Origin of the sequence: Enterobacter sp. 01-M-03-SI-ECC, assembly GCF_047530215.1 — a bacterium.
GTDB lineage: Bacteria > Pseudomonadota > Gammaproteobacteria > Enterobacterales > Enterobacteriaceae > Enterobacter > Enterobacter chengduensis.
In genome coordinates this window covers 39,975-53,396 of record NZ_JBLKDA010000015.1, presented here as the reverse complement: position 1 = coordinate 53,396, position 13,422 = coordinate 39,975, and the positions used below count along the sequence as shown (strand labels likewise).

The 13,422-nt window shown below is 64.3% G+C and carries 19 protein-coding genes; 12 read left to right on the top strand and 7 right to left on the bottom strand.

All coding sequences use genetic code 11. From position 1 onward, the window contains the following. The first annotated feature begins 124 nt into the window (after nucleotides 1-124). Nucleotides 125-247 (top strand): hypothetical protein, encoded by a 123-nt coding sequence (locus tag ACMWKK_RS14755; protein ID WP_406542836.1) that lies wholly within the window; start codon nucleotides 125-127, stop codon nucleotides 245-247. Between the two features lie 40 nt (nucleotides 248-287). On the opposite strand, the gene merR is transcribed toward ACMWKK_RS14755, so the two are convergent. Beyond that, nucleotides 288-683: an Hg(II)-responsive transcriptional regulator gene (gene merR, locus ACMWKK_RS14750; protein ID WP_041111068.1), complete on the bottom strand. Its 396-nt coding sequence runs from the start codon at nucleotides 681-683 to the stop codon at nucleotides 288-290. A 74-nt stretch (nucleotides 684-757) separates the two neighbouring features. Here merR and ACMWKK_RS14745 point away from each other — a divergent pair, with 74 nt between their 5' ends. The 3 genes from ACMWKK_RS14745 to ACMWKK_RS14735 are packed head-to-tail and all read left to right on the top strand — an operon-like array spanning nucleotide 758 to nucleotide 1,618. Beyond that, complete coding sequence (locus ACMWKK_RS14745; RefSeq protein WP_041111070.1) at nucleotides 758-1,105, top strand: mercuric transporter MerT family protein; 348 nt, start codon at nucleotides 758-760, stop codon at nucleotides 1,103-1,105. A gap of 10 nt (nucleotides 1,106-1,115) precedes the next feature. Continuing rightward, nucleotides 1,116-1,394 carry a mercury resistance system periplasmic binding protein MerP gene (gene merP / locus ACMWKK_RS14740; protein ID WP_041111072.1) on the top strand — a complete coding sequence of 93 codons (279 nt, stop codon included), beginning with the start codon at nucleotides 1,116-1,118 and terminating at the stop codon, nucleotides 1,392-1,394. Beyond that, nucleotides 1,391-1,618, top strand: coding sequence for a GDCCVxC domain-containing (seleno)protein (locus ACMWKK_RS14735; RefSeq protein WP_080773470.1), 228 nt, complete (start codon nucleotides 1,391-1,393; stop codon nucleotides 1,616-1,618). Before merP ends, ACMWKK_RS14735 begins: the two co-directional genes overlap by 4 nt. Nucleotides 1,619-1,827: 209 nt before the next feature. Here ACMWKK_RS14735 and ACMWKK_RS14730 read toward each other — a convergent pair whose 3' ends face one another. The 5 genes from ACMWKK_RS14730 to ACMWKK_RS14710 form a co-directional block, all read right to left on the bottom strand. After that, nucleotides 1,828-2,037, bottom strand: coding sequence for a hypothetical protein (locus ACMWKK_RS14730; RefSeq protein ID WP_094098081.1), 210 nt, complete (start codon nucleotides 2,035-2,037; stop codon nucleotides 1,828-1,830). A gap of 62 nt (nucleotides 2,038-2,099) precedes the next feature. Continuing rightward, entirely contained in the window at nucleotides 2,100-4,136 is a 2,037-nt protein-coding gene (locus tag ACMWKK_RS14725) for a ParB/RepB/Spo0J family partition protein (RefSeq protein ID WP_041106946.1), read from the bottom strand. A gap of 79 nt (nucleotides 4,137-4,215) precedes the next feature. After that, nucleotides 4,216-5,046, bottom strand: a complete 831-nt coding sequence (locus tag ACMWKK_RS14720; RefSeq protein ID WP_041106944.1) for a DUF932 domain-containing protein — start codon at nucleotides 5,044-5,046, stop codon at nucleotides 4,216-4,218. A gap of 701 nt (nucleotides 5,047-5,747) precedes the next feature. After that, the gene (locus ACMWKK_RS14715) at nucleotides 5,748-6,026 is read right to left on the bottom strand and encodes a hypothetical protein (protein WP_023094601.1); all 279 of its coding nucleotides are present in this window, start codon (nucleotides 6,024-6,026) and stop codon (nucleotides 5,748-5,750) included. A 65-nt stretch (nucleotides 6,027-6,091) separates the two neighbouring features. After that, entirely contained in the window at nucleotides 6,092-6,442 is a 351-nt protein-coding gene (locus ACMWKK_RS14710; RefSeq protein WP_017677011.1) for a DUF2958 domain-containing protein, read from the bottom strand. A gap of 369 nt (nucleotides 6,443-6,811) precedes the next feature. Between ACMWKK_RS14710 and ACMWKK_RS14705 the strand changes: the two genes are divergently transcribed. Genes ACMWKK_RS14705 through arsH form a run of 8 tightly spaced genes read left to right on the top strand, consistent with a single transcriptional unit; the run spans nucleotide 6,812 to nucleotide 12,551 of the window. Further along, on the top strand, nucleotides 6,812-7,141 hold the full coding sequence (locus ACMWKK_RS14705; RefSeq protein WP_406542850.1) for an ArsR/SmtB family transcription factor: 330 nt from the start codon (nucleotides 6,812-6,814) through the stop codon (nucleotides 7,139-7,141). 12 nt (nucleotides 7,142-7,153) lie between these two features. Continuing rightward, entirely contained in the window at nucleotides 7,154-7,600 is a 447-nt protein-coding gene (locus tag ACMWKK_RS14700) for an ArsI/CadI family heavy metal resistance metalloenzyme (RefSeq protein ID WP_041106942.1), read from the top strand. Nucleotides 7,601-7,611: 11 nt separating this feature from the next. Next, on the top strand, nucleotides 7,612-8,109 hold the full coding sequence (locus ACMWKK_RS14695) for an arsenate reductase ArsC (protein WP_023094599.1): 498 nt from the start codon (nucleotides 7,612-7,614) through the stop codon (nucleotides 8,107-8,109). 41 nt (nucleotides 8,110-8,150) lie between these two features. Continuing rightward, nucleotides 8,151-8,510: an arsenite efflux transporter metallochaperone ArsD gene (gene arsD, locus ACMWKK_RS14690; protein WP_041106939.1), complete on the top strand. Its 360-nt coding sequence runs from the start codon at nucleotides 8,151-8,153 to the stop codon at nucleotides 8,508-8,510. Between the two features lie 13 nt (nucleotides 8,511-8,523). Beyond that, nucleotides 8,524-10,290 (top strand): arsenical pump-driving ATPase, encoded by a 1,767-nt coding sequence (gene arsA / locus ACMWKK_RS14685; protein WP_041106937.1) that lies wholly within the window; start codon nucleotides 8,524-8,526, stop codon nucleotides 10,288-10,290. A 29-nt stretch (nucleotides 10,291-10,319) separates the two neighbouring features. After that, nucleotides 10,320-11,399: an ACR3 family arsenite efflux transporter gene (arsB, locus tag ACMWKK_RS14680; RefSeq protein WP_021204056.1), complete on the top strand. Its 1,080-nt coding sequence runs from the start codon at nucleotides 10,320-10,322 to the stop codon at nucleotides 11,397-11,399. Nucleotides 11,400-11,413: 14 nt separating this feature from the next. Continuing rightward, nucleotides 11,414-11,836 carry an arsenate reductase (glutaredoxin) gene (arsC, locus tag ACMWKK_RS14675; protein WP_406542835.1) on the top strand — a complete coding sequence of 141 codons (423 nt, stop codon included), beginning with the start codon at nucleotides 11,414-11,416 and terminating at the stop codon, nucleotides 11,834-11,836. After that, nucleotides 11,829-12,551: an arsenical resistance protein ArsH gene (arsH, locus tag ACMWKK_RS14670; protein ID WP_031668144.1), complete on the top strand. Its 723-nt coding sequence runs from the start codon at nucleotides 11,829-11,831 to the stop codon at nucleotides 12,549-12,551. Before arsC ends, arsH begins: the two co-directional genes overlap by 8 nt. Before the next feature lie 41 nt (nucleotides 12,552-12,592). Here the strand turns inward: arsH and radC are convergent, their stop codons facing one another. Further along, on the bottom strand, nucleotides 12,593-13,102 hold the full coding sequence (gene radC / locus ACMWKK_RS14665) for a RadC family protein (RefSeq protein ID WP_008643200.1): 510 nt from the start codon (nucleotides 13,100-13,102) through the stop codon (nucleotides 12,593-12,595). Nucleotides 13,103-13,422 lie beyond the last annotated feature (320 nt).

Here is a 13,422-nt window from a genome sequence, read left to right as displayed (position 1 = left end):
ATCCGGCGTAGCCGGTTCGGCCGCATCGAGGGGTGCCAAGCTGCGCGCGGCGGGGATAGCCCGCAGGGCTTTCTCCTGGAGGCAAGCGAAGCGCGCAGCGCCGCAGGCGCGAAGGCGTGAGGGATTGAAGCCGAATGGCCGTGACGGCAAAGGCGGCACGGGGCGCAGCCCGCAAAGCCCGGTGGCGCACCGCGCCGACACGCGCAAGTCATTCTGGACGCCCCGCAAAGGGCCGAACGCAGAGTGACAGCAGAGGTAATCGCGTGGAAATCGAATCTCCGCAGGCGTCAGTCTGCTCCCAGTGCGTGGATGATGGGACAGTTGCCCTTCATCGCGCCCGCATCGCACTGGCACAGCAGTGTCGTGAGCGCCTTGCGCATCGCCGCCAGGTCGGCCAGCTTGGTTTCGATTGCCGCCAGCTTGTGCGAGGCCAGTTCGCGCGTTTCGGCACAGGCATGGGCCTCGTCGAGTTGGAGCAGGCCGCCGATCTCTTCCAGCGTGAAGCCCAATGCCTGCGCCCGCTTGATGAAGCGCACGCGCTTGACCGTGGTGGCATCGTAGCGGCGATACCCGTGGGCCGGCTTGTCCGGCTCCGGCATCAGCCCGCGCCGCTGATAGTAGCGGATGGTCTCGACGTTGACGCCGGCCTCGTCTGCCAGGCCCCCTATCGTCAGCTCGCTCATGGCTCAAACCCCTTGACTCCGTAGCATGGTACGGAGTTTAAAGTGGCAAGTGTCGAAGACGTTCGTACACGCCCATGCCCACCTTCAACTTCAAGAACTCGCTCGTCGCCGGAACACTGGCTGCCATCGGCGCCTCGGTGTGCTGTGTGGTGCCGTTGGTGCTGCTGATGATGGGCATCGGTGGTGCCTGGATCGCCAGCCTCACTGCGCTGGAGCCGCTGCGGCCCTGGTTTATTGCGGTAACGTTTCTGTTCGTGGGTCTGGCGTTCAGCCGTCTGTACTTTCAACAACCGGCCTGCGAGCCCGGCGCCGCCTGCGCCCAATCGAGCGTTCTCAAGCGCCAGCGGCTGATCTTCTGGGTCGTCGCGCTGGTGCTTCTCGCCTTGTTGTCGGTGCCTTGGCTGGCACCCTTGTTTCTCTGAAGGAACTCTCATGCACAAATCAGTCGCATCGCTGCTCGTCGCGCTGTCGCCGTTCGCTGCCTTGGCCGCAACGCCGCAGACGACCACGCTCCATGTGCAGAACATGACCTGCGAGCTGTGCCCGGTCACGGTGAAGAAATCGCTGGAGAGAGTGCCTGGCGTCAGCCAGGTCAGGATCGACTTCGCCAAGAAGACGGCGATCGTCACCTTCGACGCAGATCAGGCCCAAGTCTCGACGCTCGTGAAGGCGACCACCGACGCGGGCTACCCTTCGACGCTGCGCAAATGACAACCGGCACGCCCACACTGGAGTCGGTGCTGACCTGCCCGCACTGCGGCCATGCCCGGCACGAGACCATGCCGACCGATGCCTGCCAGTTCTTCTACGAGTGCGAACAGTGCAAGGCGTTGCTACGGCCGAAGGCGGGAGACTGCTGCGTGTTCTGCTCCTACGGATCGGTCAAGTGCCCGCCTGTGCAAATGCTGCGGGGGTGCTCCAGTTGCAGCACATGACGGACGCCAGCCATACGCCAGCAACCTGACTGGCGCGCTGCGTGGGCAGGCCGCTCGCGCATTTCAACGCCGCCGCCTGAGCCACTGCGAAGGCGGCGGCGTTCTGAATCGGTTGTTGGCCTTTGACACCGGGCGCGGCCACTGCCGCGCCCGGATTTGGCTTTCACCGCACCCAGGACGGAATGGCCTGGGCGCGGTGTTGATCGCGGTTATTCCTTCGTCTCGATGATCCACCATACGGCGCGCGCTAAGGCGCGGCCCGTGATGGGGTGAATGTCGGTGATGTCGGCGCGGGCCGTCCAACCCGAGGGCGGACGGTAGCCGCGCACGTCGCCATCGCCGTGCCACTGGCGGGCGCGTACCGTGCCAGGCGCATAGACCGTCGCCATGCGCGGGCGGCTGGTGGTGGTGCGGGTCATGGGAGCTTCTCTTTCCAGCGAAGCGCCCCGGTCGAGGCCGGGGCGCTTTTCTTCGACACGGATCAAGCGGCCAGCACCTCGGTGGGTTCATCCGCCATTGCTTCGGCATCCTCCGGTGCGTCATGCTCCGGGCCTTCCTCCTTCGGTCCTTCGCGCTTGAAGATGGTAGGCATCCACCCCGTGCCGTCGGCCAGCCGCTCGGCTTCGCTGGCAATGTCGGCCTTCTTCAACTTCGCCAGCCGGGTAACGTGTTCCGGCGCGAACTCGCCCACGGCTTGCAGAACCGCCGCTTTCGGAACGTGCTTGAAGTAGCCTTCTGCGGTCGGCTGCCACCATGCGGCCATGTCGAGGCCCACGGCCTGCGCCAATTCCTCACCGGGTTGCTGCACCGTGGCGCGGGGCGTCACCACGTCCACCGTGGAAGCCACGCATACGGCCAGCAGCCGCACCAGTTCGTCTTGCGGCTTCGCCAGCAGCGCGGCGAACAGTTCGGCGCTGTCCTCCGGCAAGGCTTCGCCCGCCACCTGTTGCAGTTCGCGCAGTGCCACGGCGGCGGGCGATTCCGGCCAGTCCGGGGCCATGCCTTCCAGCCGGTCTTGCACTTTCAAGCTCACGCCCAGCGGCAGGTCGTGGCCGTAGTGGCTGCCCTGCAAGATGGTCTGCACCATGCCATGCACCACGGCAGCCAGCGCGGCTTGCGGGTGCCGGGCGACTTCGATTTGCAGCGCGGCGGTGCGGTGGGCGCTCAACCGCTGCGCCAGCCGGTCAGACATGGCGGCGATCTTGGGCTGTTCGTCGTCCTCGCCTTCGTCGTCGTTTCCGGCTTCGCCTTCGCCGCCGAAACCCTGCCGCAAGCGTTCCAGCGTGCGCAGCGCCTTGGCTTCGGCCTCACGCATCAGGCCGCGATGAATCACGGTTTCGCCATTGCGGTCGATGGTGACGATAGCCCCGGCTGCGGCCTTCACGTTCGGACTGTAGTCCTGCAAGCCATCTTCCAGCGCCTGCAATTGCTCGCCCACGGCTTCGCCTTCCTCTTGCAGCGCGTCGGCCTTGTCCTCGTCCTCGGCGTCCAGCGCGGCATCCACGGCTTCGGCCAGTTCGTGCAGCTTGGCTTGCAGCTTCTCGATGCGTGCGGCTTCGCGCTTGTTCGGTTCGCGGCGCTCCTTCGGTGCGCGTTGGAAAGCGTGCAGGTCGGAATGGGTCATTCCCGGCGTGGCATCCACCCATGCCCAGCCTTCGGCGCGAACATTGGCGGCAATGCCTGCCAGCCGGTCTTGCGCCAGCCGTTCCAGCAACGCGGCATCGGTCAGATACACGCCTGCGTCATCTTCGGCGAACAGGTCACGGCGGATGCCGCCGCCTGCGGCTTCGTAGCTGTCCAGCCCGACGAAGCGCACCAGCGGATGCCGGTAGGCGTCGATTTCCCGTTCGGTCAGGCGTTCGCGCAAGTGCGAGGGGTGGCGCTGCCATTGCGGGGCATCGTAGAACGCGGCTTCCTGCGCAGTGTGGTCGTCAGTGATGGCAAGGGCCATCAACTGGTCAAGGCTCACGGCATCGGCGCGATAGTCGGCCATGAGGCGGGGAGAGACGTTCGCCAGCTTCAAGCGGCGCTGCACCACCAGCGGCGTAACGCTGAAATCCGCTGCAATGTCCTCGATGGGTCGGCCTTCGGCCACCAGTGCGGCGAAGGCTTCAAACTGGTCTGCCGGGTGCATGGCTTCGCGCTGCACGTTCTCGGTGAGGCTGGCCGTGCGGGCCGTGCCATCGGCCACCAGCAGGCAAGGCACCTCCCATTCCTTGCTGATACGGTGCTTCTTCGCCAGCAGCTTGAGGGCTGCGAGGCGACGGCCACCGGCGACCACTTCGTAATGCTCGCCATCGGCGGATGCAATCACGATCAGGTTTTGCAGCAGGCCCACGCGCTGGATGGATGCGGCCAGTTCAGGGATGGACATGCGCGGGGTCTTGCGCACGTTGCGGCCCGTGGGGCGCAGCACCAGCCGCGACAGCGGAACCAGAATCAGGTTCTTGGTCGGGTCGGCGGCTTCCAGCGCGGGGGCTTGGATGGCGCGGGCTTCGGTTTGGGTGATGGCGTTCATGGTGAAAACTCCTTGCGGTTAGGGAATGCAGCAGCGAAGAAAGCGGCAAGGGCTGCTGCCTGCCCCTGCCGCGTGGGGATCAGGCTTTCAACTGGCGCAGGCCATCGGCCAGCATCCAGAGGGCGCGATTCAGGCGCACATCGGAATCAATGCCCTGCACCGGGCGGGTCTGCTGGCGGCGTCCGTTGGCGCTGCGGCCATGCAATCCGCCCTTGGTCAAGTTCTCCTGCGTGCGGTTGAACACGCTCCACAAGTCCGGGCGGCGGTCGTCGAACCGGCGCGGCATCAGGATTTGCGATTCGGTGATGGGCGCGGGCTTGTTGTCGGTGGGGTCGTACTTGAGGGCCAGCGCGGAACGGGCGAACACTTCGGCCTCGCCTTCATCCAGCGTGATCGCGCGCATGGCATCGCGGGATTCCTTCACCCGCTCGAAGCCGCTCAATACCTCGAAAGCGCCTTCGATGACGGAACCGGCAACGTCGCCCTTATGGGGCACGCGCACATCGGCCACGGTGTCGCCGCAGACAAGGCCATTGCTGCAAACGAAGCGGAACATTCCGGCCAGCATCTGATAGCTGCTGGTGCCGTCATGCGAGTTCAGCAGCACGATTTCGTTAGCCTCCGCGCCGTTGATCTGGCTGGCGTGGCGCAGGCGAATCATGTGTTTGGTGTGCTCGCGGCGGCCTTCATCGCGCACGCGGGTCTGCGTCACCATGAACGGTTGAAATCCCTCCTTGCGAAGTTCGGTCAGCACCGTGGCGGTGGGGATGTAGCTGTACCGCTCGGAACGGCTCTCATGCGGGGCATCCGCGAAGATGGACGGGGCCACGCGACGAATCTGGTCATCGGACAGCGGGTAATCGCTGCGCAGCGAAGGGGAACGGGAAGCGAATCGGGATGCGAGTTGCATGGTCTTTCTCCTGACAAGAAAAGGCTGTTGAAGAAAACCGCACACCGGATTCCTAGATTCGGAGCCCAGCCTTTCGGCTGTTCGGTGCGGTCGGCACGAGGAACCCGGTTGGCCCTGTTGCCACCGTCTTTCCTGAGTTCATCGCCCGCGACGGTCAGGAGCGCGCGAACGGGTGCCGTCAAGGAGGCAAGCGCAGGGTTGGTGCGGCCCGCAGCGAAGCGAGGACACGGCCCTGCGCGCCTTGACGGCACACGGGCGCGGGCTACAGTCGCGGTGAAGGTGATGAAGTCAGGGAAGACGGCTGCACATGGCAACGGCCATCCCTCTGTGCCGAACCGCACGCAAGCGAAGCGCGCAGGCCCGAAGCTGGAAGCCGGGCCGGAGACGTCAGCCGAGCGGAGCGAGGGAACGATGGAAGCCCGTCAGGGGCAAAACCCCGCAGGGGGTTCGATGCGCAGCACGACAGCGCGACCGGCCATGTTTCTTGGCCGGGGACGCCCGGATTTCAAGGCTCGATGCACAAGCTCATTCGCCAAGCATCGGGAAGCAGAGCCAGTTGTGCCGGTGATTGCTGCGGTCTGGCCGATCCGGCGTAGCCGGTTCGGCGGTCTTTGAGGGGCGCCAAGCATCGCGCGGCGGGGATGGCCCGCAGGGCTTTCCCCTGGAGGCAAGCGCAGCGCCCCGTCAGGGGCGCGAAGGCATCACGCCAAGTCGTCAGGGCGCAGGCTGGATTCTGCAACCGGCATCCACGGCGAAGTCGAGTTCAGGTAGTAGCGCCTACCACGCGCATACAACCCCGAAGGCTCGGTGGGCTGGTAGAACCCGGTGACGCGGCGCCGAAACTGTGCGCCGTACTCGTTGGTGTAGATCACCGCGTCGCCGATCTTGAAGCGCAAGGGCTGGCCGTTCTCCGGCGCAAACGGCTTGAGCGCATCGTGCTGCGCCGTGATTTCGATGATGTAGTCGTGATGGCTGCTCATGGCATGGATCTCCTGCAAAGGTTGAGAAAGCACAAGGAGCGCCTTGCGGCGCTCCCAGGGCCGAGTCAGACAGCGATCCGCCCGGCCAGACGCGCATCGCGTGCGTAGGCGCTCAACCGCTTCTCGGCGCGGAAAGACAGGTCGCGCTCGATCGGCAGGCCCAGCCCGCCGCGCACCGTCGCCAGTTCGCCCAAGCTGACCCAGCCGATTTCCGGCGCCCCCAGGCCCAGGTCGCAAAGACCAAAGGCGTGGTCGTGGTCGTCGGGATCAATCTCGGTCAGCAGCCAGGTCGCGCCGGCGTCCGGCGTGAACAGCTTGACCACGGGGGCCGGATCGAAGTCCGGGTTCTCCAAGGATTCGCGGCCGTTGGCCAGCAGCACGATGCGCTGCTCGTCAGTGATGAGTGCGTTGTTCATGGTGAACTCCTGAAGGGTTGCCGGGCGGAATTGCCCGACCCTTCCGGGGCACGGCGCAGCGCAAGCAGTCAGGGGTCAACGACGGCCGCCAGGACGCAAGCGCCATCGGCGCGCAGCCCTTGACGGCGAGCACGCCGTGGCACGATGAAGGGAACAGCAAGACCGCCTCCCTTGCACCTCCATATGCGTCGGTTTTAGGCGAGCAGAGCACCCAGGTCGGAGGCGCCAGGGGGCATAGCCGGATGGCCGTGATTCGACACGAAGCGCGGGACACAGCCCGCGAACCCGACGGCGGCACGCCGGGGCGCCACGAGGTTCTGTTTGCTGGTTTCTTGCGCAATGATTCAATAAATGTTGTATTATCGAACCATGAACGATGATCAAGCTGTTTCCGCCCTCGGTGCCCTGGCCCACACCCAACGCCTGCGCGTGTTCCGCGCCCTGGTCGTCGCAGGCCCCGAGGGGCTGACGCCCAGCGTCTTGGCAGACCAGCTCGACGTGGCCCGCAACTCTCTGTCCTTCCATCTGAAGGAGCTGGCTCACGCTGGCCTCGTCACCATCGAACAGCAAGGGCGCAACCTGATCTATCGCGCCGACTTCGCGCAGATGAACAGTCTGCTTGGCTACATGACCGAGCACTGCTGCCAGGGCGGCGTATGCGAAGTCACTGAATCTCCCTCCACCTGTGCCTCCTGCTGAAAGGAACTCTCCATGAAGCGCTTCCACGTCCACCTGCACGTCGATGACTTGAACCGCAGCATCGGCTTCTATTCCCAACTATTCGCGGCGCAGCCTGCGCGCGTCGAAGGCGACTACGCGAAGTGGATGCTCGAAGACCCGCCGGTCAACTTCGCCATCTCCACGCGCGGCAACAAGCCGGGCATCGACCACCTGGGCATCCAGACTGACGACGCCGAGGAACTGGCCGCCTTGAAACTCCGCGCACAAGCCGCCGACATGGAGTTGCTCGACGAAGGCACGACCACCTGCTGCTACGCACGCAGCGAGAAGCATTGGGTCACCGATCCGCAGGGTATTGCCTGGGAGCACTTCCACACGTTAGGCAGCATCCCGGTCTTCCATGAGGCGGCCTCAGTCACGACACCGATCACCGCACCGGCTTGCTGCACAGCAAGCCCCCGTTCTTCCTGCTGTTGAGAAAGCACACCATGACCACAAAGGCCACATACAACGCACTGTTCATCTGCACGGGCAATTCCGCACGCTCCATCCTCGCCGAAGGCATCCTCAACGAACTGGGCCAAGGGCGCTTTCGGGCGTACTCGGCAGGTAGCCAGCCCAAGGGCGAAGTGCATCCGCTGGCGCTCGCCACGCTGGAGAGGCTGCACATGCCAACGACTGGCTACCGCAGCAAAAGCTGGGATGAGTTCGTAGCGCCGGGGGCGCCGGTGTTCGACTTCATTTTTACCGTCTGCGACAACGCCGCCGGCGAGGCGTGCCCGTTTTGGCCGGGCAAGCCGGTATCGGCTCACTGGGGCGTGCCCGATCCGGCAGCCGTCGAAGGCAGCGAAGAACAACGACTCAAAGCGTTCAAGGATGCCGCGCTGATCTTGCGCCGCCGCATCGAGCTGTTTCTCTCGCTGCCACTGCAACGCCTGGACGCCATGTCGCTGCAACGCGAGTTGCGAAACATCGGCCAAGAGTGAAGAGCGTCACTTCATCAACAACCAATTTGAAAGGACACCCCATGCCAAACATCCAGATTTTCGACCCGGCGCTATGTTGCAGCACCGGCGTATGTGGCGTTGAAGTGGATCAAAACTTGGTGAACTTCGCCGCCGATGTGGATTGGGCCAAGCAAAACGGTGCTCAGGTCGAACGCTTCAACCTGGCACAGCAACCCCTCGCTTTCGCCGAAAACCCGACAGTGAAAGGCTTTTTACAACGCTCGGGCCAAGAGGCGCTGCCCCTGGTTCTGGTCGATGGTGAGGTGGCCTTGGCCGGCCGCTACCCCAGCCGAAGCGAATTGACCCGCTTGGCAGGCATCGAGGCGCCCGAAGCCTCGCCAGCCCAAAACGCCTGCTGCTCTGGCGGCCGCTGCTGCTGAACAAGGAGATCCCATGCACTTCCTGACCCAGCCGCCTCGCTTCCTGTTTTTCACCGGCAAAGGGGGCGTCGGCAAAACCTCCATCGCCTGCGCAACGGCCGTGCAACTGGCGACCCAGGGCAAGCGTGTCCTGCTCGTCAGTACCGACCCGGCTTCCAACGTGGGGCAGGTTTTCGGCGAACGCATCGGAAACCACATCACGACGATTGCCGCCGTGCCGAATCTATGGGCACTGGAAATCGACCCGCAGGCAGCCGCGCAAGCGTACCGTGACCGCATAGTCGGCCCAGTGCGAGGCGTGTTGCCCGATGCGGTAGTGGATGGCATCGAAGAATCCCTGTCGGGTGCCTGCACCACGGAAATCGCCGCCTTCGATGAGTTCACGGCCCTGCTGACCGATGCGGCGCTGACGCAGGATTACGCGCACATCATTTTCGACACAGCCCCTACCGGCCACACCATCCGCCTGCTGCAACTGCCGGGCGCATGGAGTGGCTTTCTGGAAGCAGGCAAAGGCGATGCGTCGTGCTTGGGACCGCTGGCGGGCCTGGAAAAACAGCGCAGTCAGTACAAGGCTGCGGTAGAGGCGTTGGCCGATCCCTTACGCACTCGTCTAGTGCTGGTTGCCCGTGCGCAGCGCCCCACGCTGCGCGAGGCGGCCCGCACCCATGAAGAACTGGCCGCTATCGGCCTGTCGCAGCAACACCTGGTCATCAACGGCGTATTCCCTGCCGGTGAGGCCGAAACCGATACGCTTGCCGCTGCCATCTACGAAAAAGAGCAGGCTACGCTGGCCGCCATTCCGTCTGTCCTCCAGGCGTTGCCTCGGGATCAGATCGCGCTCAAGCCGTTCAACCTCGTGGGCCTCGACGCTCTGCGCCACCTGCTGGTCGATACCGACGCCACGTATGGCGCCGATGCCATCGAGCTGCCCGACCAGATCAATGCACCGGACTTGTCCGCCCTGGTCGATGAAGTCGCTGCCGATGGGCACGGTCTGGTCATGGTGATGGGCAAAGGCGGCGTGGGCAAGACCACGCTGGCCGCCGCCATTGCCGTGGAGCTGGCGGGCCGGGGCCTGCCCGTGCATCTGACCACCTCCGACCCGGCTGCGCATCTGGCCGACACGCTGGAAGGTTCGCTTCCCAATCTGGCTCTCAGCCGCATCGACCCCCAGGAAGCCACGACACGCTATCGCCAGCATGTGATGGACACCAAGGGCGCGCAGCTCGATGCCGAAGGCCGCGCCTTGCTGGAAGAAGACCTGCGCTCGCCCTGCACCGAGGAAATCGCGGTGTTCCAGGCATTCTCCCGTGCCATCCGCGAAGGGGGCAGAAAGTTCGTGGTGATGGACACCGCGCCCACGGGCCACACCTTGCTGCTGCTCGACGCCACCGGCGCATACCACCGCGACATCGCCCGGCAGATGGGTGAGACGGGCGTTCACTTCACGACGCCGATGATGCAGTTGCAAGACCCGAAGCAGACCAAGGTGCTCATTGTCACCCTGGCCGAAACCACGCCCGTGCTGGAAGCGGCCAACCTGCAAGACGACCTGCGCCGCGCGGGCATCGAGCCGTGGGCCTGGATCGTTAACAACAGCGTGGCGGCCGCACATCCGCATTCCCCGCTGCTGCGCCAGCGCGCACGCAACGAGTTGCGGGAAATCGACGCCGTGGCCACACAACATGCCCGACGCCATGCTGTCGTGCCGCTTCTGACCGAAGAGCCGGTGGGAGTGGAGCGTCTGCGGGCTTTGGCAAACAGGAAAACCTCATGAATCACGACAGTCCCCAAAGCGGGCATTCGATGCTGAACACGCCATCGCGCCTGTCCTTCCTGGATCGCTATCTCACCGTCTGGATTTTCGCCGCGATGGCGCTGGGTGTTGCATTGGGCACGTTCTTCGACGGCTTGCCCGATGCGCTCAATGCGCTCTCGATCGGCACGACCAACGTCCCGATCGCCATCGGCCTGATCCTGATGATGTACCCGCCGCTGGCCAAGGTGCGCTACGAGACGCTACACGAGGTCTTCGCCGACCGGCGCGTGCTGCTGCTGTCACTGGTGCAGAACTGGATCATCGGGCCGGTGCTGATGTTCGTGCTGGCGGTGATTTTCCTACGCGACCAGCCGGAATACATGACCGGCCTGATCCTGATTGGACTGGCACGCTGCATCGCTATGGTGCTTGTGTGGAACCAGTTGGCGCGTGGTGATAACCAGTACGTCGCGGGCCTGGTCGCCTTCAATTCGATCTTCCAGATCCTGTTCTTCTCGACCTACGCCTGGTTCTTCCTGTCGGTGCTGCCGCCTGTGTTCGGCCTGCAAGGCAGCGTCATCGACGTGGGCTTTTGGACGATCACCGAGGCGGTACTGATTTACCTGGGCATCCCGTTCCTGGCCGGCTACCTGACCCGGCGCTCGCTGATTCGACGCAAGGGCCAGGACTGGTACGAGCGTGCATTCCTGCCGCGGATCAGCCCCATCACGCTGGCGGCGCTACTGTTCACCATCGTGGCCATGTTTAGCCTCAAAGGTGCCGACGTGGTGCGCCTGCCGATGGACGCGCTAAAGATTGCCGTGCCGCTGACACTCTACTTCGTGATCCAGTTCCTCATCAGTTTCTTCATGGGCCGGCTGATCCAGGCCGACTACCCACGCACCACCGCCATCGCCTTCACTGCCGCAGGCAACAACTTCGAGCTGGCCATCGCCGTGGCTATCGCGTCGTTCGGCCTGGCTTCGCCTGTCGCCTTCACCACGGTGATCGGGCCGCTGGTGGAAGTGCCGGTGCTCATCCTATTGGTGCATGTCGCCTTGCGGTTGGGCCGCCGGTGGCGGCTCAAGGGCGCCAGCATGTATTCCGCCAACCCCACGAATCCCTGAACCGAGGCAATGGCATGAGCCAGATCACCATCTATCACAACCCCGACTGCGGTACGTCGCGCAACGTGCTGGGCTTGATTCGCAACAGCGGCGAAGAGCCGACCATCATCGAATACTTGAAAACACCGCCCGACCGCGAGACGCTGAAAACGCTGATCGCCGCGATGGGCGTGCCAGTGCGTGCGGTGCTGCGCGAGAAAGGCACACCTTATGCGGAATTGGGCCTGGATGACTCCAAATGGAGCGACGAACATTTAATCGACTTCATGCTCCAGCACCCCATCCTCATCAACCGCCCCATCGTGGTCACGCCGCTGGGCACACTGCTGTGCAGACCTTCGGAAGCGGTGCTGGGCATCCTGCCCCAGCCGCAGCGCGGTGCATTCAGCAAGGAAGACGGCGAAGACGTCGTGAATGCGGAAGGCCGCCGTGTCTGAATCCAGAATCGACCTACCCAATATCGACACCGCGCTGTTCCAGCAACCCGATGCCCAGCGGTTGATGGCACCCGAGCGTGCCACCCACGCGCCGCGCTTCCTGCTGCTTTACGGCTCGCTGCGCGAACGCTCGTTCAGCCGCCTGGCTGCCGAAGAAGCGGCACGCATCCTGAGCGCGCTCGGCGGTGAGACACGGATGTTCAACCCCTCGGGCCTGCCGTTGGTGGATGACGCGCCTCACGATCACCCAAAGGTCAGGGAACTGCACGAACTGGTGCAATGGGCCGAAAGCATGGTGTGGAGTTCGCCCGAGCGCCACGGTGCCATGACCGGCTTGATGAAGACCCAAATCGACTGGATTCCTCTGTCGGTCGGCGCGGTGCGCCCGACACAGGGCAAGACGTTGGCGGTGATGCAGGTGTCGGGTGGATCGCAGTCCTTCAACGCCGTTAACCAGATGCGCGTGTTGGGCCGCTGGATGCGGATGCTGACCGTCCCAAATCAGTCTTCGGTCGCCAAGGCATACCAGGAGTTCGATGAAGCGGGACGCATGAAACCCTCGGCCTATTACGACCGCATCGTGGATGTGATGGAAGAGCTGATGAAGTTCACGCTGCTCACGCGCGACGTGGCGCCATATCTGGTAGATCGCTACAGCGAACGCAAGGAAAGCGCCGAAGCCCTGAGCCGGCGCGTCAATCAAGCAGCGATCTGAGAGCCGCCATCGCAGCAAAAAGGGGGCCGAAGCCCCCTCGGTCAAATCAGACCGCGTTCGGCGAAGGATATGGTGCTGCCACCCGCCACGATGATGTGATCCAGCGTGCGGACATCCACCAGCGCCAGCGCCTCCCTGAGCCGCTGGGTCAGTACCTTGTCGGCGCCGCTCGGTTCGGGGTTGCCGCTCGGATGGTTGTGCGAAACGATGACCGCTGCCGCATTGAGCCGCAGCGCCTCCTTGACCAGCTCGCGTGGATACACCGATGCACTGTCGATGGTGCCTCGGAAAAGCTCGCTGTATTCGATCAGGCGATGCTGCGTATCCAAGAACAGCACAGCGAAGACTTCATGCTCGAAACCAGCCAACTTGGCGCTCAGGTACTCCTTGACCGCCACCGGCGAACTGAACGACGCACCGCGCTGCATCTTGTACTCGATGGCCTGGCGTGCGGCCTCCAGAATTTGGTCGGCCGTCGCCAGCAGGTAGCGGCCCTGTGCATCGCGCACCATCAGCGAGGCATCGAACGAGGAAAAGGACAGTTGCGACATGATCGTGCTCCGGTTGCTCGGGCGGAATTGCCCGGAACCGTGGCCAGCACGGCGCAGCGCAAGCAGTCAGGGGTCGCAGACGGCCGCCAGGACGCAAGCGTGCATGGCACGCGCCGCCCTTGACGGCGAGAACGCCGTGATACGGTGAAGGGAACAGCAAGACCGCCCACACCCGCCCACTGCACACAGTCGGCTTTTGGGGCAAGCGGAGCACGCAGGCCCGAGAGGGCCGGAGGCGTCAGGGGTCAAAGCCGGATGGCCGCGATTCGGCACGAAGCGCGGGGCGCAGCCCGCGAACCCGACGGCGGCACGCCGGGACG